The organism is Pyramidobacter piscolens W5455, assembly GCF_000177335.1.
GTDB lineage: Bacteria > Synergistota > Synergistia > Synergistales > Dethiosulfovibrionaceae > Pyramidobacter > Pyramidobacter piscolens.
Genome location: NZ_ADFP01000124.1, coordinates 18,854 through 39,566 on the forward strand (window position 1 = coordinate 18,854; position 20,713 = coordinate 39,566).

Annotated in this window: 15 protein-coding genes; 6 read left to right on the plus strand and 9 right to left on the minus strand. The window is 57.0% G+C overall.

The features are described from left to right. The first annotated feature begins 5 nt into the window (after positions 1 to 5). Together hisIE and HMPREF7215_RS10755 are read left to right on the plus strand one after the other, a co-directional pair. Positions 6 to 656 (plus strand): bifunctional phosphoribosyl-AMP cyclohydrolase/phosphoribosyl-ATP diphosphatase HisIE, encoded by a 651-nt coding sequence (gene hisIE, locus HMPREF7215_RS10750; protein ID WP_009165913.1) that lies wholly within the window; start codon positions 6 to 8, stop codon positions 654 to 656. Continuing rightward, positions 653 to 1,444 (plus strand): histidinol-phosphatase, encoded by a 792-nt coding sequence (locus HMPREF7215_RS10755; protein ID WP_009165914.1) that lies wholly within the window; start codon positions 653 to 655, stop codon positions 1,442 to 1,444. The genes hisIE and HMPREF7215_RS10755 overlap by 4 nt, the downstream gene beginning before the upstream one ends. A gap of 117 nt (positions 1,445 to 1,561) precedes the next feature. Here HMPREF7215_RS10755 and mutM read toward each other — a convergent pair whose 3' ends face one another. Beyond that, the gene (gene mutM / locus HMPREF7215_RS10760; RefSeq protein WP_009165915.1) at positions 1,562 to 2,446 is read right to left on the minus strand and encodes a bifunctional DNA-formamidopyrimidine glycosylase/DNA-(apurinic or apyrimidinic site) lyase; all 885 of its coding nucleotides are present in this window, start codon (positions 2,444 to 2,446) and stop codon (positions 1,562 to 1,564) included. Positions 2,447 to 2,642: 196 nt separating this feature from the next. On the opposite strand from mutM, the gene HMPREF7215_RS10765 reads away from it, so the two are divergent. Genes HMPREF7215_RS10765 through glgP form a run of 4 tightly spaced genes read left to right on the plus strand, consistent with a single transcriptional unit; the run spans position 2,643 to position 11,614 of the window. Then, positions 2,643 to 4,652, plus strand: a complete 2,010-nt coding sequence (locus HMPREF7215_RS10765; protein ID WP_009165916.1) for an amylo-alpha-1,6-glucosidase — start codon at positions 2,643 to 2,645, stop codon at positions 4,650 to 4,652. Next, the gene (locus tag HMPREF7215_RS10770; RefSeq protein ID WP_009165917.1) at positions 4,653 to 6,137 is read left to right on the plus strand and encodes a glycosyltransferase; all 1,485 of its coding nucleotides are present in this window, start codon (positions 4,653 to 4,655) and stop codon (positions 6,135 to 6,137) included. 5 nt (positions 6,138 to 6,142) lie between these two features. After that, on the plus strand, positions 6,143 to 7,324 hold the full coding sequence (locus HMPREF7215_RS10775) for a glycoside hydrolase family 57 protein (RefSeq protein WP_009165918.1): 1,182 nt from the start codon (positions 6,143 to 6,145) through the stop codon (positions 7,322 to 7,324). Positions 7,325 to 7,357: 33 nt separating this feature from the next. Then, the gene (glgP, locus tag HMPREF7215_RS10780) at positions 7,358 to 11,614 is read left to right on the plus strand and encodes an alpha-glucan family phosphorylase (RefSeq protein ID WP_009165919.1); all 4,257 of its coding nucleotides are present in this window, start codon (positions 7,358 to 7,360) and stop codon (positions 11,612 to 11,614) included. Between the two features lie 156 nt (positions 11,615 to 11,770). Here the strand turns inward: glgP and HMPREF7215_RS12925 are convergent, their stop codons facing one another. The 8 genes from HMPREF7215_RS12925 to HMPREF7215_RS10805 all read right to left on the minus strand — a co-directional run bounded on the left by HMPREF7215_RS12925 (position 11,771) and on the right by HMPREF7215_RS10805 (position 20,520). After that, positions 11,771 to 13,216: a glycosyltransferase gene (locus HMPREF7215_RS12925; protein WP_009165920.1), complete on the minus strand. Its 1,446-nt coding sequence runs from the start codon at positions 13,214 to 13,216 to the stop codon at positions 11,771 to 11,773. A 28-nt stretch (positions 13,217 to 13,244) separates the two neighbouring features. Beyond that, positions 13,245 to 14,420 (minus strand): glycosyltransferase family 2 protein, encoded by a 1,176-nt coding sequence (locus tag HMPREF7215_RS12930; protein WP_009165921.1) that lies wholly within the window; start codon positions 14,418 to 14,420, stop codon positions 13,245 to 13,247. A gap of 3 nt (positions 14,421 to 14,423) precedes the next feature. Continuing rightward, entirely contained in the window at positions 14,424 to 14,693 is a 270-nt protein-coding gene (locus HMPREF7215_RS13375; protein ID WP_156797534.1) for a hypothetical protein, read from the minus strand. A 21-nt stretch (positions 14,694 to 14,714) separates the two neighbouring features. Further along, positions 14,715 to 15,812, minus strand: coding sequence for a UDP-galactopyranose mutase (glf, locus tag HMPREF7215_RS10785; protein ID WP_009165922.1), 1,098 nt, complete (start codon positions 15,810 to 15,812; stop codon positions 14,715 to 14,717). 22 nt (positions 15,813 to 15,834) lie between these two features. Further along, complete coding sequence (locus tag HMPREF7215_RS10790; RefSeq protein WP_009165923.1) at positions 15,835 to 17,688, minus strand: DUF4422 domain-containing protein; 1,854 nt, start codon at positions 17,686 to 17,688, stop codon at positions 15,835 to 15,837. Positions 17,689 to 17,786: 98 nt separating this feature from the next. Next, positions 17,787 to 18,950, minus strand: a complete 1,164-nt coding sequence (locus HMPREF7215_RS10795) for a glycosyltransferase (RefSeq protein ID WP_198004607.1) — start codon at positions 18,948 to 18,950, stop codon at positions 17,787 to 17,789. 50 nt (positions 18,951 to 19,000) lie between these two features. Next, complete coding sequence (locus HMPREF7215_RS10800; RefSeq protein ID WP_009165925.1) at positions 19,001 to 19,741, minus strand: ABC transporter ATP-binding protein; 741 nt, start codon at positions 19,739 to 19,741, stop codon at positions 19,001 to 19,003. A gap of 2 nt (positions 19,742 to 19,743) precedes the next feature. Further along, positions 19,744 to 20,520 (minus strand): ABC transporter permease, encoded by a 777-nt coding sequence (locus HMPREF7215_RS10805; RefSeq protein WP_009165926.1) that lies wholly within the window; start codon positions 20,518 to 20,520, stop codon positions 19,744 to 19,746. Between the last annotated feature and the right edge of the window lie 193 nt (positions 20,521 to 20,713).

Genomic DNA, 20,713 nt, shown 5'->3' on the forward strand with positions numbered 1-20,713 from the left:
ATTGCATGATTTCCATCGACGAACTGAAATTCGACGAAAAGGGACTGATCCCCGCGATCGTGGTCGACGCGGCCACAAAGCGCGTGCTCACGCTGGCCTACATGAACCGCGAGAGCCTGGCGATCAGCATGGCCAAAGGGCTGACCTGTTTCTGGAGCCGTTCGCGCCGGCGTCTGTGGCTCAAGGGCGAAAGCAGCGGCAACTGCCAGCACATCGTCTCCATCACGGCCGACTGCGACAAAGACGCGCTGCTCGTCATGGTCGATCCCGACGGGCCGGCCTGTCATCTCGGCACGGATTCGTGTTTCGCAAACCCTCTCTGGCGGAGCGAGAGCCGCGGCGAATTCTCGCTGGAAGATCTGATGCGGCTCATTGCCTCCCGCAAAACCGAGAAGAAGGAAAATTCCTACACTGCGTATCTGTTCGAGAAGGGGCTCGACAAGATTCTCAAGAAAGTCGGCGAGGAATCCACCGAGGTGATCATCGCCGCCAAAGCGGAGGACACGAAAGAGACCGTCTACGAGATCGCCGACCTCGCCTACCACGTGCTGGTGCTGATGATCCAGGCGGGGATCTCGCTCGACGACGTCATGCATGAGCTTGCTTCGCGGCATGTCATCGATCGCAAGGTGAAGCAGGAGAAAATGACCTCATGATCCGCGAGGACTTTCACGTCCATACGACGTTCTGCGACGGCGAAGACCGCGCCGAGACCGTCGTTCAGGCCGCCGTCGCCATGGGCATGACGCGGCTGGGCTTCTCCGGCCACAGCCACACGCCCTGCGACGAATCGTACTGCATGTCCGCGGCGGGGACCGCCGCCTACAGGAGCGAGATCGCGGCGCTGCGCGAAAAGTACCGGCAGCGGCTGGCCATCTGTTGCGGCATCGAGCAGGATTATTTCGCCGATCTGCCCGCCGGCGACTACGACTATGTCATCGGCTCGGTGCATTATCTGAAGATCGGCGGCGATTATGTGCCGGTCGACGGGGATCCCGAAATTTTCCAGAAGGCCGCCCAAGAATATTTCGGCGGCGACTTTTACGCGATGGCCGAACTGTACTACCGGCAGGAAGCCGACGTGGTCGGCCGCACTCGCGCCGATCTGATCGGCCATTTCGACCTGATCGCGAAATTCAACGAGGGCGGACGGTTTTTCGACGAAAGTCATCCGCGCTACGTCCGCGCCGCCACCGAAGCCCTTGACGCCCTGCTGGAAACGGGACGGCCTTTCGAGGTCAACAGCGGCGCCATCTCCCGCGGCTGGCGTACGACGCCTTATCCGTCGCCGCCGCTGCTGAAACGCATCGCCGCCAAAGGCGGCCGCGTCGTTCTGTCCAGCGACAGTCACCGCGCCGCCACGCTGTGCTACAGGTTCGACGAGTGCGAACGGCTCTGTGCATCCATGGGGCTGAAACCGGAGCGATTTCTTCTTCGGCGGTGAACGGGGAAAATCGGCATCGGCCGGAAACGGCTCCTGGGCGCTCCGTACGCAAACGCCGGCGGTCAAACGACCGCCGGCGTTTTTCGTGGGACATTGTTCCACGTGGAACAGTGTCGTTCATCGAACGTCCTTCATTTTTTCCGCCGCTCCTTGCCGCAGCGAAGGCACTTTTGTTTCCCTCCGCTTCTGGCAGCGCGGACAAAACACGCTGGAACGGCCGCCGACGACGGCGCGCTGCAACGTCGCGCCGCAGACGGGGCAGGGATCGCCGTCGCGCCCGTAAACTTTCAGCAACGGCGTGTTGCGGTATTCCGTGCCGCGTCCGCGCAGAAATTCTTCCGCCGAAACGTCGATCTGCTCCACGTGAAAACGCATCACCTCGCGGATCGCCCGCGTCAGGCGCTCCCATTCGGGGCGGCTCAGCGAGGACGCGGCGCGCGTCGGCCGGATCCGCGCGGCGAAAAGGATTTCGTCGCCGTAAATGTTGCCGATGCCGGCGACGACGCGCTGGTCGAGCAGGCAGGTCTTGACGGCACGTCGGGAAGCGCCCAGCCGCTCTTTCAGCCAGACGGAGGTCAGCCCGGCGTCGAAGGGCTCCGGACCGAGTTTGTCCATGCCGGTGCAGTCTTTCTCGCCCTTTTGCAGCAGCCAGAAGCGGCCGAAGCGGCGCAGGTCGGCAAAGCGCAGTTGCAGACGCCCGCTCAGCGAAAAAACGGCGCGCGTGTGCTTCTCCGCGGGAAATTCCGGCGGCACGACCAGCAGCCGCCCTGTCATGCGCAGGTGCAACACCATCTCGGCGCCGTCGTCGAGGAAGAAGCGCAGGAATTTGCCGCGCCGTCCCATTCCCGTCACCGCGCGCCCCGTCACGAGTTCGACGAAATCGTCCGGCGCCGGGTGGGCGATCACGTCGCGACGTTCCAGCGCCACTTTTTCGATGCGGCGTCCGCGGATTTGCGGCGCCGTCACGTTCTTTACCATTTCGACCTCCGGCAGTTCAGGCATGATCGGTCCTCCCGTCCTTCCCGTTCCGTGTTTTCCAGGGCCGACGCGGGAATACGCCCGCGCCCTTTTCGTCCCGTTCGAGAAATCGCTGAGATTTTAACACAGATTTGATTTACAATCACTCGCGCAAGTGTTTATAATACAGATAGAAGATAATATCAACGCCGCACCTCAGGGCTCGGAGGAGGGAACAGACATGAACTTCAAATACAACAAGGCGATATGCCAGAACCTGCGTGAATCGCTGCGCCTGGAGTGGCTGGAAACCAACGGTCTGGGAGATTACGCCTCCAGCTCTATCGTTTCGTGCAACACGCGCCGCTATCACGGACTTTTCGTCGCCAACCTCGACCGTCCGGCGGGGCGTCACGTGCTGCTGTCGGCGCTGGAAGAATCGCTGCTGCTTGGCGGGCACGAGTTTTTCTTCTCCTGCCGCCAGCATCCCGACAACTTCTTCCCCAAGGGGCACGAATATCTGCGCGAGGCCGAGATCGGCGCTTGGCCGCTGTTTCGCTACCGCATCGGCGATGCCGTGCTGACGCGCGAGATCGTCATGCCGCACGGCGAACACCGCGTGCTGATCCGCTATTCGTTGGAAGGCGGCGCCGCGCAGGCCAAGCTGAGAATCAAGCCGCTGCTCGCCTACCGGAATTTTCACGCGCTCACGCACGCCAACATGAATCTGCACGTGCGCACCTGGCCGGAGACCGCCGGCTTCAAGGTTGAACCTTACGACGGGATGCCGCCGTTGTTCATGCAGACCGACGGCCGCTTCACGTTTTTGCCGTCGCCCGATTGGTACTACAACGCCGAATACCTGATCGAGCGTGAGCGCGGCTTTCCTTACGCGGAAGACCTGTTCCAGCCCGGCCTGTTCGAAATCGAGCTCGCGCCGCAGCGTCCCGTGATCCTCAGCGCCGCCCTGCAGCCGACCGGCAAAGCCGCACGGCTGGCGCGGCTCTGGAACGACGAAACGCGGCGCCGTCTCAGCCGCGGCGAGGACGGAAGTCTGACCGCCCATCTCGAGCGGGAGGGCGAAAAATTCCTCATCGACAGCCCGCGCAACGGAAAAATCGTGATCGCCGGCTATCCGTGGTTCGACGCCTGGGGGCGCGACACTTTCATCGCCCTGCCGGGGCTGACGTTCTGCGCCGGACGCAGCCAGGAGGGCGTGGACATCCTCGCGGGCGCGGGACGAGCCATGAAGAACGGCCTGATCCCCAACTGTTACGGAGCCGACGGCGTCCATCACAGTTACAATTCCGCCGACGCCTCGCTCTGGTACGTCTGGGCCGTCCAGCAGATGACCGAACAGGCCGCCAATGGGCTGCAGCTCGTCAAAAATCTGTGCTGGCAGCCTGTCAAGGAGATCATCGCCGCGTACGCGGACGGACGCGCGCCCCACACGCGCATGGATGAAGCGGGATTGCTCCACGTCGGCGCCCCCGACACCCAGCTCACGTGGATGGACGCGTCGGTCGGCGGACGGCCGGTAACGCCGCGCTGGGGCTGCCCGGTGGAGATCAACGCGCTGTGGTACAACGCCCTCGTTTTTGCCGGCAAGACCGCCGCTGCGCTGGGCGAAACGCCGCCGTGGGATAAAAAGCGTCTTGCGGCGCTGAAAAAGGAATTCCAGCGCCGCTTCTGGAGCGAGGAGCGCGGTTACTTGGCCGACGTATGGCGCGAAAACGGCGCCGACTGGAGCTTCCGCCCCAACCAGCTTTTCGCCGCCTCGCTGCCCGAACCGGTGCTCGACCGGCCGCTGGCGGCGGAGATGCTGGCCCGGGTGCGCACGCTGCTGCTCACGCCGTATGGATTGCGCACGCTGTCGCCCGCCGACGCCAACTACCGATCGCTTTACGAAGGTTCGCCGGAAGAACGGGATTCCGCCTATCACCAGGGCACCGTCTGGCCGTGGCTGTTGGGAGCCTACGGCGATACCCTGCTCTTCGCTTTGTGGGATCGGCCGGCGGCCGCCCGGCATCTGCTGGGGACGATCACGCCGCTGTGCACCGCCCATCTGCGCGAGTACGGCATCGGTTCAGTGGCCGAGATCTTCGACGCCGCGCCGCCTTATCGTCCCAACGGCGCCGTCGCCCAGGCCTGGAGCGTGGCGGAACTGCTGCGCGTCCTGAAAAAAATGCAGCGCGCCGCTCCGGGCGTGTATCGACGCTGGGAGGCGCACCTGCGAGAGGAGACGATGTAAATGCGCGTGCTCATGCTTGGCTGGGAGTTTCCGCCCGACAAGAGCGGAGGCCTTGGCACCGCCTGTTACGGCATCACGCAGGCGCTGCTGCGAAAAGGCACCGACGTGCTTTTCGTCATGCCGCAGACTCGCTTGACCGAGCACCCCGAGTCGCATGTCAGGCTGCGTTCCGCTTCGGGAACGCTGATTCCCGTCGTCTCGCGGAGCGAACCAGAAGCGGAGGGCCCCACGGCCGCGCCGGACAGCCGTTCCCAAAACGGTACGAGGCCACGGCAAAACAGCAGCATCGCGGAGCTTCAACGGTTTGCCGCGCGGATGGTCGTGCGCGGCATCAGGTCGAGCCTCCGCCCCTACGACAGCGCGGCAAGTTACGAACAACGACTCGCCCGGCACGGCAAAGGCCGCCGAACCTCAAGCGCCGCCGGCGGGAAAAATGAGATCTTCCGCCGCCTCGGGCTGCCGCAGCTTAGCGGGAGCGTTTGGCCGGCCGACGCCGCAGCGGCGGTCTCGCAGCCGCAAGACGCGCCCGTTCGCTGGAAGCCGGTCGAAATCCACGGCGGTTACGGGCAGGATCTGATGTCCGAAGTATACCGCTACAGCCTCGCGGCCGCGCAGATCGCGCGCGAAGAAGAATTCGACGTGATCCACGTGCACGACTGGATGACCTATCCGGCGGGAATCCTCATCAAGCAGATCACCGGCAAGCCGCTGATCGCTCACATCCACGCGCTGGAACACGACCGCAGCGGCGAAAACGTCAATCCCGAGATCGCCCACATCGAGTGGGCCGGCATGACCGCCGCCGACCGCGTGGTCGCCGTAAGCTATTACACCAAGAGCAAAGTGATGCGCCTTTACCAGATCCCCGACGAAAAAATCGACGTCGTCCACAACGCCGTCAACCGCAACGAATCGCAGCTGGGCTGGCGAAGCATCCCGCCGCACCGGGAGAAGCGCGTGCTCTTCATGGGCCGCATCACGTACCAAAAAGGGCCCGACTACTTCGTCGAAGCCGCTCGGCTCGTGCACGAGCGCATGCCCGACGTGCACTTCGTCATGGCCGGCAGCGGCGACATGTTCTACCGCATGGTGCGCCGTATCGCCCAGCTGGGCATGGGGACCGCGTTCCACTTTCCCGGCTTCCAGTCCGGCGTGAACGTGGAACGGATGTATGCCAGCTGCGACCTTTACGTCATGCCCAGCGTCTCCGAACCCTTCGGCATCGCCCCGCTGGAGGCAATGATCTGCGACACGCCGGTGATCCTTTCGCGGCAGTCCGGCGTCGCCGAAGTGGTGCGCAACGCGCTGAAGGTGGACTTTTGGGACGTTCAGGAGATGGCCAACAAAATTTGCGCCGTGCTCGCCTACCCGAAACTGGCCGAAGCGATGGTGAAGAACAGCCGCGAGGATCTGCGCCGCATCCGCTGGTCTGAAGCCGCCGATCGCCTGAACGCAATTTACCGTGACTGCATCCGGAGGAGTTGAGCGCTATGCCATCGATCTGTTTCTATTTCCAGGTTCATCAGCCGTATCGGCTGCGACACTACAGCTTCTTCGACATCGGGCAGGATCATTTCTACGAGGACGCCGAAGTCAACCGCACCATCCTCGACAAAGTGGCGCAGAAATGTTATCTGCCCATGAACGAACTGTTGCTGAAAATGATCCGTCGCTGGGAAGGGCGCTTCCGCGTCGCGTTTTCGCTCTCGGGCACAGCCATGGACCAGTTCGAAGAGTACCAGCCGGAAATTCTCGACAGCTTCCGCACGCTTGTCGACACGGGCTGCGTCGAACTGCTCTCGGAGACCTACGCCCATTCGCTGGCCGCGCTGTACGATCCCGACGAGTTCCGCGCGCAAGTTGCGCTGCACGACGAGCTGATCAAAAAACACTTCGGCGCGACGCCGCGCGTGTTCCGCAACACCGAGCTGATCTACCGCAACGACATCGCGCGCATGGTCGAGGACATGGGCTACGAGGCGATCCTCACCGAAGGCGCCGACCACATCCTCGGCTGGCGCAGTCCCAACTACATGTACCAGCCGTCAAGCTGCACGAAGCTGAAGCTGCTGCTCAAGAACTACCGGCTGTCCGACGACATCGCGTTCCGTTTTTCCAACCGCGGCTGGGACCAGTGGCCGCTCACCGCCGAGAAGTTCGCGGGCTGGGCGCACGCCGTCAACGGAGCCGGCGAGCTGATCAACCTCTTCATGGACTACGAGACGTTCGGCGAACACCAATGGGCCGAAACGGGCATCTTCGACTTCATGGAGGCGCTGCCGGCAGCCGTTTTCGCCGATCCCAACTTCGACTTCGTCACGCCCTCGCAGGCGGCCGAGCGTTATTCGCCCATCGCCCGCATCGACGTGCCCAACGCCATTTCATGGGCCGACGTGGAACGCGACCTCACCGCCTGGATCGGCAACGACATGGAATGCGACGCCATCGAGACCGTTTACTCGCTCAAGGAAAAAGTCCTGGCCGACGGCGACGAAGGCATCGTGCGCACCTGGCGGCGGCTGCAGACGTCGGATCATTTCTACTACATGTGCACCAAATGGTTCTCCGACGGCGACGTGCACAAATACTTCAATCCCTACGGCACGCCCTACGACGCCTACATCAATTACATGAACGTGCTGTCCGACTTCAAAATGACGCTGGACGGCTAAAAATCACGAGAGATCCGAGTAAAGGGGTATTTCATGACGCATAAGGATTCAGCTCGGCTTTCCGCCACGCTCTTCGAAGTTTCATGGGAAGTGTGCAACAAAGTCGGCGGCATTTACACCGTGGTCGCCACAAAGGCCCGGCAGGCCGTGGAGCGCTTCGGACAGAACTATTTTCTGCTCGGTCCGGCGCGCGACAAAAACCCGGGATTCATCGAGGCTTCCGCCGAAGGCGAGGAAGGGCGCCTGTGGGAGACGTTCCGACGCGCCGCGGCGCTTCACAATCTGAAATGCCGCTTCGGGCGCTGGGACATCCCCGGCTCGCCCAAAGCGGTCCTCGTGGATTGGAAAGATCGCTACAATCAGAATCAGATCCTTTACGACCTGTGGCGCGACTTCGGCGTCGATTCGCTCACCGGCGCGTGGGACTACGTGGAGCCGGTGATGTTCAGCATGGCCTGCGGCGAGGCGATCGCGGCGTTCTCGCAGGTCATCGCCGACGAGAACGAAGGCGAACGCGCCGTCACCGCCCATTTCCACGAGTGGATGTGCGGCGCCGGCCTGCTCTACCTGAAAAAGCACGCGCCCTCCATTTCAACGGTATTCACCACTCACGCCACCGTGCTGGGACGCTCCATGGCGGGGGCGGGACGCGACATTTACGCCGAGATGGACCAGATCAACGCGGCGCGCGAAGCCGCCAACTTCAACGTCACCGCCAAGTGTTCCATGGAAACGGCCGCTGCGCGCGAAGCCGACTGTTTCACGACGGTCAGCGCCCTCACGGCTCACGAGGCGGCGGCGTTTCTCGGCCGGCGCCCCGACCTGGTGACGCCGAACGGTCTGAGCCTGAGCGCCATTCCCGATTACAGCGGCGACCGTTCCGCGCCCGCCGCCAACAAGAAAAAAATTCTCGCCGCCGTCGGCCGTCTGCTGCGCCGTACGCTGCCGGAAAACAGCCGCCTGTTCCTCATCTCCGGGCGTTACGAGTTCCGCAACAAAGGCATCGATCTGTTTCTCGACGCCGCCGCGGCGCTGAACCGCTCGCGTTCCGCGGGCGAACCGCCCATCGTCGCCCTGTGCGCCGTCATGAACGGACACAACGGCACCGACGAACGGGCGCTCTCGGGCGATCCCGCCCAGAAACCCGACGACACGCCCTTCTGGCTCACGGCTCATCGAGTTTTCGACAAGGTCCACGACCCGATCCTGAACTCCTGCGCCCGCCTTGGGCTGGACAACCGTCCCGAGAACGCCGTGCAGGTCGTCCTCAACCCCGCCCTGCTGGACGGGCAGGACGGCCTCTTCGGCATGACCTACGACGAGGTGCTGTCGGCTTGCGACGCGGGGGTCTTCCCCTCGTGGTACGAGCCGTGGGGTTATACGCCTCAGGAGGCCGCGGCCAACGCTGTGCCGACCGTCACCAGCGATCTGGCGGGCTTCGGCCTTTGGGCGCGCGAGCAGGGCGAGAACGAAGGCATCGTTGTCCTCGAACGCAGCCACGCGCCTTACGAGGCGACGGTCAAAAAACTGGCCTCGTTGATGGGCGAGCTGGCTTCGCTGCCGGAGGAAACGCTGGCGAAACGCCGCGCCGCCGCCCGCGCGCTGGCCGAAAAGACCGACTGGTCCACCTTTTATCAGCACTACGACGACGCCTACGCCCTCGCCGCCGAACAGGCGCGCCAGCGCGTGGCCACGCGGCCGGCGTCGCGCATGGACGACGAAATCCTGACGCGCGTCTTCACCGGCACACCGTCGGTGACGCCGCTGCTGCACGGTTTCACCAGTTCGGTCAAGCTGCCGGACAAGTTGAGCCGCCTCGACGAACTGGCGCACAATCTCTGGTGGACGTGGCATCCCGAATACGAGCCGCTGTTCCGCCGCGTCGATCCGGCGCTGTGGGACAAAGTCGGGCACAACGCCGTCGAACTGCTGGGAAAAACCGATCACAGCCGCTTTGTCGAGCTGGCGCGGGACGAAGGATACGCCCAGCTTTACGGCCGCGCTCTGGAACGATTCGACGCCGACATGAAGGCGCCTTTCGACGAGTCGGTTCCCGAACTGACGGCCACAACGCCCGTCGCCTACTTTTCGACCGAGTACGGCATCCACGAAAGTCTGCCCATTTACTCCGGCGGTCTCGGCGTGCTGTCCGGCGACCACCTCAAGTCGGCCAGCGACCTGCGCATCCCGCTGGTCGCCGTGGGGTTGCTTTACAAGTGCGGTTACTTCCAGCAGAAAATCGCTGCCGACGGCCACCAGACGGCGCTCTATCCGGAGAACAATTTCCGGCTGCTGCCCATCAGCCGCGTCAAAAACGAAAAGACCGGCGAACACCTTTACGTGTCGCTCGACTTGCCTGCGCGCACGCTTTTCGCCCGCGTCTGGAAAGTTCAGGTCGGGCGCGTGCCGCTCTATCTGCTCGACACCGACACGCCCAAGAACACCGAAGAAGACCGCCGCATCACCGAGCGCCTTTACGTGGCCGACCGCGACACGCGCATCCGCCAGGAGATCCTGCTCGGCATGGGCGGCCCGCGCGCGCTGGCGGCGCTGGGCTATCATCCGCGCGCCTACCACATGAACGAAGGGCACTCGGCCTTCATGGTCCTGGAACGCATCCGCCATCTCTGCCTGACCCGCGGCCTCAGCTTCGCCGCCGCCCGCGAAGTGGTGCGCGGCGACAGCGTCTTCACCACGCACACGCCCGTGGACGCCGGCAACGAACGTTTTTCCGCCGAACTCATGCACCGCTATTTCGACGAGCTGGCGCGGCGCATCGGCGTCAGCCGCGACGAGCTGATGAACCTGGGCACCCGCCCGGGAACGTCCGGCGATTTCGAGATGACGCTGCTGGCGCTGAACCACGCCGTGCGCAGCAACGGCGTCAGCCGCCTCCATGGCAGCGTGTCGCGCGCCATGTGGCAGTTCAACTGGAAAGGCGTGCCCGCGGAAGAGATCCCCATCGGCTACATCACAAACGGCGTGCACCTGAACAGCTTTGCGGGGCGCCCCGCGGCGGCGCTGCTCGCAACGGCGGTGGGGGCGGACTGGAATTCGTTGCCGCCGCAGTCGCCGCAATGGCGAAAAGTGTCACAGATCGCCGACGCCGATTTCTGGCAGGCCAAACAGGAACAGAAAAAAATCCTGTTGGAGCTGCTCAAGAAAACGTCGCCCAAAGCGTTCCACAAAGCCTCCTCCGAATGGGAACAGACGCCGCTGGTGATCGGTTTCGCGCGCCGTTTCGCGCCCTACAAACGCGCCGCGCTCGCGCTCGCCGATCTGGCGCGGTTGACGAAAATCCTCTCGGACGCCCGGCGTCCCGTGATCCTCGTCTTTTCCGGCAAGGCCCATCCGGCCGACACACAGGGCAACGACCTGATCCAGAAAGTCGTGCTCGCCAGCCGAAACGAACTCTTCGGCAAACTCTTCTTCATCCCCAACTACAACCTCGACATCGCCAGAACCATGGTGCAGGGCTGCGACGTCTGGCTGAACACGCCGCGCCGCCCCTACGAAGCCAGCGGCACCAGCGGCCAGAAAGCGGCCCCCAACGGCACGCTCAATCTGAGCGTGTCCGACGGCTGGTGGTGCGAAGGCGACAACGGGCTCAACGGCTGGACCATCGGGCCGCGCGTCACATCCATCCACGACACGCCCGCCGAGCAGAGCGACTACGCCGACGCCGAAAGCCTCTACGCGCTGCTGGAAGACGAAGTGACGCCGCTCTACTTCGAACGCTCCGACGACGGACTGCCCCACGGCTGGATCGCGCGCATGAAAAACAGCGTCGCTACGCTGAGCCCGCAGTACAGCAGCGCCCGCATGGTGCGCCAGTACTTCGAAGAATGTTACCGGCCGGCCGCGCAGCGCCACGTGAAAATGCGCGCCCAAAACCGCCTGCTGCCCCGCACGCTCGCGGCATGGAAAGCCGACGTCGGAGCGCGCTTCGCCGGCGTGCGCATCGACCAGATCCAGGTTCAGGGGCTCGTGCAGAACGCCGTGGCCTGCACCGATCCGCTCAGCGTCACCGCGTATGTCGTGCCCGGCGCCATGAAACCCGAAGAACTGCAGCTCCAGTTCGTGGCCGGACGCAGCGACGAGCGCAACTTCATCGAAAAACCCGACGTGCTCGCGCTCACCTGCACCGGCGGCGACGACCAGGAACGCCTCGTCTACCGGGGCGCCTACACGCCCACCCACAACGGCCGCTACCTCTACGGCCTGCGCGTCCTCGCCTACAGCCCCGACCTTGACAACCTGTTCGACACGGGCCTGATCCAGTGGGGCTAACGGGTCTCTTGCCACAAAAGTACAAAGGCTGCCTCCTCTTCCCATTTTGGAAGAGGAAGCAGCCTTTGTCTTTCATGATAAATTACGTTGCATTGGGTAATACTATTTTATTTTAGAACAGCTTAATTATACTATCTCACGTGAGCAAACGGCGATTTAATCAGTAGTTCCATAATAGTCCCCCTTCATTACAGCCTTATAACGTTCTGCAATTTCTTTTCCACATCGTTCCTTTGCAAGTAAATAGGTTCTCTCAAGATTTCCTGTAGTCATAAGGTCTTCCCTTGCACGCACAAGATATTGTTTTTTAAATTCTGGTTTTATTTTGCTTAGCGCCCACAAATGAGTTTGAATTTTACTTACCTGAAGCAAGTCTGTCAGAAGCGCATTATTTTGAGAAGCTATAGAATTGTTAAGATGTTTAAATATGCTAAAGTGAACATATAAACGCTCATCATCAGCAGAAACATCTTGTCCCGGTCTCGCTAAACGATAATAGTACAAATATTCAGGAACCGAGATAACAGACTTTGCGGCAGCAAATGTTTCAATTTTAAACGGAAGATCATCAAAACGCCGCAGGTCTGTATAAAAATGTAATCCGGCTTTTCTAAGCATTTCTGTTTTATAAATGCATCTCCAGATAGCAACACGACAGTGAGCAACAAGCTCCCAAATCAGCTTGGGATTATATGTTCCATCACAATATGGCCATCCTAATGTATCCTCAACCCGCTTTGATTTTTGAGTATTCTCATAAAACTCGTTATAACCACAGTAACTGATATCATACGACCCGTTCATTGCGCTTTGTAACAGCTTACGGAACATACTTTCATCAATAAAATCATCAGGGTCAATAAAACCAACGTATCTTCCTTGGGCACGTTCCATTCCGTATTGTCTAGCTGAAGCACAACCTCCGTTTGTTTTATCAAGAAGTTTTATTCTCAGATCTTGTTTTGACCATTCTAAGACAACATCTCTTGAATTATCAGGAGAACCGTCATTAACAAACAAAAATTCCACATACGGAGCTTTCCACTTTGTAACACTTTCAATGCATTGATCCAAATATTTGGCTACATTATACATAGGAAAAACAACACTTAGTTCAATGCTTGAATCTTTCCGTCTTTTCCAATTCAGGATTTGAGGTTCCTTATGACAACGTAATGTTTTTATCTGGATGAAATCAGCTGTAGTTCTGTAGACTTCCCAAACTTTATATGCACTAATATAGCTTTCCTGAATTTCTGCTAACAGATATCGAGGAGTCAAAGAAGCCATTTTTAATAGGATTTCGGGTTGAATGTCCAATGTGCAAAGCGCCCAATCGCCATCTAATCCGGAAAATTTTGGAATATCGGTAAATTCAATCTCTTCAGGCATATGAAAGACATTCAAATATGAATCTCTTTCGAGTTCGTTTTTGATGCTTTCAACTTTTTCATAACTCCAAAATGTCGCCACCGTAAGTTTGGCAGGCGTAATGTTACACAAAAAATCCTTAATTTCAGTATAGCCGCATTTATCATTGAGCAATAACGCTACATTGTGAATACCAGGGTGCGCGTTTAAGTAACAATTCATTTCATTCATGAAAATTTTTCTCCTGTCTCTACATTTCCTAGCGTTGCTCTCTTAGCAGATATCTTTTAACTGTTCTCTTTGCCGTATATGACCATCCATGATCTCTAATACATTGAATTCCACCCTGGATAAGGTTATTTTTCTTTTTCTTTACATTCCCCTGTTTTAAAGAAATCTTTGCTCCATCAGAAATTTTTTCCCCTCGTGTCCTATAATCGGCCAATTCAAGATAATCTTTTCCAATCACATAACGCAGAAAGCCGGCATCCCTATTTTTATCAGGAGAAACACTGTTCAAATATTGCTGTATATCCGCCTCAGAAAAATCCTGATACACTTGGTGAAACCCTTCAAGAAGTTCGTTTATATATTGCAGATTCGTCGCATCAACACTCCATAAGCTGAAATTTAGCATCAGTCTTAATACGTACGCTCGTTCTCGTTTAGTAAAATTATATTTTTCCTGAACAGCTAAAAGTTCTTGAAATATAGGAATCATATCAAGTCGGGAAACACCACTACCCGATGTAATTTGCCTACCCTGATTGGTCCTATAGAAAAAACCTACTTCGGGAAGAGCTACGCAGGTATTTGCATTGTGCAATAATTCAAAATGCCCAGGGACATCCTCCCATTTTAACTTTTTAGGAAACTCAAATTTGATATTCTGTAAAAACTCCGTTCGATAAATTTTACGACACGCACTGACTTCCAGAGCATACAATTCAGGTTTTTCTATGACATTCGTTTTTTTACATGAAGTTCCATTGCAAACTTCAAAGATTCTGTCATATAAATCCTTATCCATCCAAGGGGATACCCTTTTTGTGACAGAGTCATATACCCATGGGAGGGTAAAGACCACGTCGGGTGTTTTATCTATTTTTTCTATTAATTGAGAAAATTTTTCAACATATCTTGTATTGAGCCAATCATCGCTATCAAGAAAACAAAAAAAGGGAGTTCTTACATATTGCATCCCTGTGTTTCTAGCTCCTCCTAGTCCTTGATTTTCTTGATAAACATATGTGATCAAATCTTTATAATGCTCATGAAATTCCAAACAGATTTTCTCGGTACAATCTGTCGAACCATCATTAACTAGCACAATTTTATGATTTCTTTCTGTTTGAAAAATCAGACTATTTAAGCAATCGGCAATGGTTTTTTCCATATTATATGCCGGAACTATAATTGTTAATAAGGCATCCATTCTTTACACCTCATATGTAATAATATATTGCCATTCAGTTAACGTCTTAAAAGGCGCTTGAACCATTCTCTTCGTTAGCGTACCTTTTGGGAAAACAATATCCGCAACGCGACGAATCGCCTTTTTGCCCGCATAAAACATTCCGGGAACAGTATTGAGCCTTGCATTTTCTCCAATTTGTGAAGAGCTTACTATTAATGTAAGGTTACAAACAAGTTCCTCATAATACGGTGTTTCCCCTCGCTGCCTGCCAAAACATTTATTCGGAATCATGATGTCGAATCCAACAGATGATCAGGCTCCGGTTTGCTCTTTGACGCACTTCAGCGCGCTGGCGATCACGTCGTCCATGTCGTAATATTTGTACTCCGCAAGACGTCCGCCGAAGATTACGTTCCGCTCGTTCTGCGCCAGCTTGGCGTATTGGGCATAGAGTTCCTGATTGCGGGCATTGTTGACGGGATAGTAAGCTTCCTGTCCCGGCTGCCAATCGCAGGGATATTCTCTTGTGATATAGGTCACGGGCTGCGTGCCGAACTCGAAATGTTTGTGTTCGATAATGCGCGTGTACGGGGTTTCCCGATCGGTGTAATTCATGACGGCTACGCCCTGATGGTTGGCTTCTTCCAAGCGTTCTGTCTCGAAGCGAAGCCCGCGGTATTCCAGATTGCCAAGTCTATAGTCGAAATAGGCGTCGATAGGACCGGTGTAAACGATCGTCTTGGCGATGCCTTCATAGTCGTGACGCTGTTCGTTGAAATCAACGCCAAGCCGCACTTCGATGTCTTTCAGCAGCGCATCGACGAGCTTGTTGTACCCGCCGACGGGGATGCCCTGATAGCGGTCGTTGAAGTAATTGTTGTCAAAGGTGTAGCGCACGGGAAGGCGCCTGATGATGAACGCGGGCAGATCGGTACAGCTGCGCCCCCACTGCTTTTCTGTGTAGCCTTTGATGAGTTTGGCATAAACGTCGCTGCCTACGAGGGATATGGCCTGCTCTTCGAGATTTTTCGGCTCTCCCTTTACGGCCTCTCGCTGTTCGGCAATTTTCGCCGCCGCCTGAGCGGGCGTCACGAGCCCCCAGAGCTTGGAGAACGTATTCATATTGAAGGGAAGATTGAAGAGCTCGCCTTTGTAGTTGGCTACGGGGGAATTGACGTAGTTATTGAACTCGGCGAACTGATTCACATAGTTCCAAACGTCCTTGTCGCTGGTGTGGAAGATATGGGCCCCGTATTTGTGAATGTTGATGCCGTCTCTTTCTTCGCAGTAAACGTTGCCGCCTGTATGGTTCCGGCGTTCGATGACAAGGCATTTTCTGCCCGCCTGTGCCATCTCGTGGGCGAAGACGCTGCCGAAGAGGCCGCTGCCGACGATAAGGTAATCGTACATTGAAGGACATCCTTTCGCTGTGTCAGCTCTTGTTTTTGATCCTGTAGTACAGGTGCCGCGCAAAATATCTGAGCCTGCTTCCCTTGGGCAGAACAGCTTTGGCAAGGGGAACCAAACGGTTGATTAACATATGTAAAAAGTTCTGCGGTCTGGTCGTGTTACCATGAGGGACCAAGGCAGCATAGAGAAGTTCTTCATAGAACGGAGTCTCTCGCGCCGCTTTCCAGAACTCATAGCCAAAGTCTTCTCCCAGCTTCATCCATGGCTTTAGAAACCCGGCATAATGGATAATATACGGTTTTTCACGCGCGTTCTCGTACATATCAAGAATGTAATGGGGAGCGAACTTCACGACATGATGCCAACGGTAATGGTCACAGTCGCTCAGCAGGTTCCATGCCATATCGAGATACAAAGCACGGCCTTCGCAGACAACATTCAGGATATCCTGATCGGAATATTTATAGATGCCCGTCTCGGCCATTTCGAGCAGCTGCCGCACCGTGACGGATTTATTCAGTTCCGCCACGTTCATCAACAGGACCCCGGCTTGGAAATATGTAAAGCAATCTTTGAGCTTCAGGACGGCGTCGCAGTATTTCCGCGTCGCCGGATTGGCGCCGTTGCACTGCCCCGTAAAATCGGGGTCAAGAGCCGCTCCGATCAGGTTCGTCCCCAGGTCGAGATCGTAAAGATCGGCGATATCCCGTTGAATGATCATGTCGCAGTCCAAATAGAGAACTTTGTCGTACATCTTCAGAAGATCCAGAATCAGAAAGCGGTAAAAGGTTTCCGTCGTGACATGCTCCTTGGCTCTGAGACGATATTTGCCCACATGGAGACTGACGTTGACAAACGTAAGGCTGAAATTGTCGCTTTCAAGAAATGTCTTCAGGTTGCGTTGGCTCTCTTCCTGAATGTCGGTATGAAAAATGTAAAGTTTGTAGCTTCGGGAAGAGGAACAGTGATCCGCAATGGATTTAAGACACGTCCCAAGAATGGGGACATATTTTTCATTGGCCGCAAGGACGGCGGGAACATCGTTTTCTCTGGCATTTACTACGATTTCTTGCTCTGTCTGAGGATTTTTGACCAGAGCGATCTGGAGTTCGCCAAGTTTCCGCGTTCCCTCTTTTTGAAGATATTCGTAGAAAATGCCGGCGAAACGCTCCCCCAGATGCCCCGGGGTACGATAGCCTTCGCGGGAGTAGTGACTCATGTCAGCGCGTTTTTCAAACTCGGCAAGAACGTCAAAAAGGATCGTCGAGTATCGGTCGAAAAACTCTGTCTTCATAATAAACATGTTGCACGGATAGAACGTGTGCGCGCGAAAAAAATGCCGCGCCGTATCGAAAAGCTCGGGGTATTTTTCCCGGATGATCTTCATCAGCAGGTCAACGTCCTCGATGTGGAGCTGCGGGGCTTCTTTATAATGGTCGTAAACGGATTTCGCCCGTAAAATCTGAGTATCGATGCCCCGCGCAATCAAGAAATCATATTGCTCGATCTTGCGGCGCATGCTTTTCTCGTCCATGCAGAGCTCGGACAGCATCGTTTCGTTCACTTCAGGATACACAGCGACTCCCCAGTCATCCTGAGGCAGTTCGTTCTCATTGAACGAAAAAAACCTCCGGTAATGACAGAAACCATAGTAATCAGCCGTGCAGTTTTTCCATGCCCAGTACTGCGTCGTAAGTTCGCAGTACGATTTGTTCTTCGAGGAAATATTATCTCCGACGTTATCTTTTAACATATTGTCGGGGACGCGCTCTGTTTGGAAGTCGCTGCCTGCGATCACGTTTACAAATAAAGGATGGCAAATAGCTTTTGTATTGCGATTAGGGGAATGAGTGACAAAAATTTTAATCTGCCTCACGGGAGCTCTCTCCTAAATTTACAATAATATTCAATCTGAGTGATGAAGTATAGAATGTGTCGTTGTCATTTCTCGCGTCGCGGAGGAGGGCTATTGATTTACCGCAAGGGCTCCTCCGCCGGGCGCTGCCGGCAGTGTTCTTCGTGAAGTTTTTCGTACAGTGTTGCTAGTTTTGCCGCTTCAGTGAAGATGTCGTAGCCGGCGGCGGCAAAGAGGCGGCCGGTGTCGGACGCTCTTTCGCGCCGGGGCTGGATCAGGGCGGCCCACTCGGCGGGCGTTTTTTGCAGGCTGATATACTGCGCCAGGGCGGGGACGATGCGGGCTTCTTCCGTGATGTTCGCCGACAAAAGACAGGGCAAGCCCGACGCCTGAGCCTCGAGCGCGGCAAGGGGCAAACCTTCGTAAAGCGAGGGCAGGACGAAAACGTCCATCGCCTGAAGGAGCGCGGGAACGTCAGTTCGCACGCCCAGCCAGAGGACAGCTTCTTCGGGGACGAGTTCGCGGGCCTGGCGGCGAAGGGCTTCATGCAGTTCGCCGTCGCCGATCAGCATCAGCACGGCGTTCTTGTGTTTGGCGTAAAACGCGGCAAAGATTTTCAGCAGAAAGGCCTGATTTTTTTGCGGGCACATGCGGCCGATGTGGCCGACCACAAGGCAGTCCGTACCGAGGCCAAGTTCGCCGCGGGTCCGTTCCCGCACCTCGGGGCGGAAACGGTACGGTCCCAGCGGCAAAGCGTTGCGGACCAAATGATAAGGACGTTTGACGCGCCCGTTGCGCGCGCCGAAAAGGAACCTGGCCGCGGCCTCCGAGCAGGCGCAGCGCACGTTGGCGCACAAGGGGATCAGCTTGAAGAGCAGGCTGTTCCTGATCCTCTTCGGGGCGGTGTCGCCGCTGCGGGTGTTGTGGCAGTGAACGATGCGCACGGGCACGCCGATCGCGCGGGCCATGCCCAGATAAAAGGGCGCGGCGTTGGGCAGATGACCGTGGACGATCGCGTACTCGGGATGCTCTCCGTAGAAGCGTCTCAGGAAGCGAAGATAGAGCGCGAGAGCGGCGAAGCGCAACGGCGGAGCGACAAAGATCTTCGAGCCGTCTTTTTCGAGTCTGCGTCTGATGCGGAGGTCGGGCTCTTCATGCACGAGAAAATCGAAGACGATTTGTTTTTTGTCTATTGCGTCGTGATAGCGCATGACAACGCCGGCAACGCCGCTGTCGGGCGTGAGCTTGTCGACGACCTGAAGGATGCGGAGCGGTTGTCGCATGTGTTCTTTTCCCATGACATTCCCCTCGGAGTCATTTAATATGGAAAATTCTATTGGGATTTCTTGCCGTTCATGAACGCGGCATACCGGGCGTGGGTCTCCGCCGGGGCGCCGTCGGCCCGGACGCGTCCGCCGTCGATCCAGATGGAGCGGTCGCAGAAGGCCTCGATCTGTCCCAGCGAGTGGGAGACGATGACGATGGTGGCGCCGCGCTCCTTGATCTCGCGCAGGCGGGCGAGACATTTCTCCTGAAAGTTCATGTCGCCGACGGCAAGGATCTCGTCGATCAACAGCACGTCGGCATCGACGTTGATCGCCACGGAAAAGGCGAGGCGCATGTACATGCCCGAAGAATAGGTGCGTATGGGGTTTTCGATGAAGGGTTCCAGTTCCGAAAAGGCGATGATCCGGTCGAGGCGTTTGCTCGTTTCCTTGCGGCCGACGCCGAACATGGCGGCGTTGAGGTAGATGTTCTCGATGCCGTTCATGTCGGGATGAAAGCCGGCGCCCAGCTCGATCAGGCAGGAGACGCGGCCGTTGACGGAGATCGTGCCGCGGTCGGGAAAGAGGATGCGGGAGAGCAGCTTGAGCGTGGTGCTTTTGCCGCAGCCGTTTTCGCCGACGAGGCCGACGGCTTCCCCCTGCTCGATGTCGAAGGAGATGTCTTTGAGCACCCAGCGTTCGTCGTACCGGTTCCTTTTGCGAAAGAGCAGGCGTTCTTTCAGCGTTCGATTTCGGTCGTAATAGATCTTGAATCGTTTGGCGACGTCATGGACCTGAATGGCTTTCATCGTTACAGTTCCTCCGCAAAACCGCGTTGCAGCTTTTCAAAGACGTACCAGCCGACGCCTAAAACGAGGACGCCCATCGCGAGCGAGTGCAGCAGCGTGGAAAGTTCCGGAGCTTCCGCGGCGTAAAGGATGTCGCGATAGGCCGTGATGACGGGAGTCATCGGGTTGAGCATGAAAAGCGGCAGGTACCGCCGCGGCACCATGGAGATCGGGTAGAGGACCGGAGTGAGGTACATCCACAGCATGGAAACGATGCCGAGCATGTACTCCATGTCGCGGCAGTAAACGGTGACGGCCGACGTCAGCAGGGCGACTCCCAGGCAGATGACGTATTCGACGAGCATGACGAACGGGAGGCACAGGAGCGCGCGCAGGTTGAAGCCGACGCCCGATACGGCGACGACGGCAAACACGACGACGAAACAGTAGAGCATGTTGACGAAGCTTGTCGTGACAAAGGCGATGGGCAGGACTTCGCGCGGAAAATAGATTTTTTTGACCATGCCGCCCTGGGCCAGGACAGAACCGCAGCCGCCGGTCAGCGAGGCGCTGAAGAAAGTCCACGGGATCAGGGCGACGAAAAGGAACAAATAAAACTTGTCGATCCCCGCGCGCATGATGGTCGAAAAGACGATCGTATAGACGATGAGCTGCAGGAGAGGATTCAAAAAAGTCCAGGCGAAACCCAGAAAAGAGCGCTTGTAACGTCCGTGCAGATCCCTCCGCACGAGGTTGTAGACCATCTCGCGGTAATCGTAGATCTCTTTGGCTCTGGCCATGATTCTCAAATGAGGAAGCCCCTTTCCGTAAACTGATCCCGATTTTCAACCGCGCTTTTTAATTGAAAACCAGGATCGGAACAGTTCTCAATCCAGAAAACCGTTTGCTCCCGCGAGCGAAAAAGCGCGCGACGAAATCCTTACGTTAGCTTTTACCTCGCAGAACGTTCAATTTGTCATATAAACGTACATT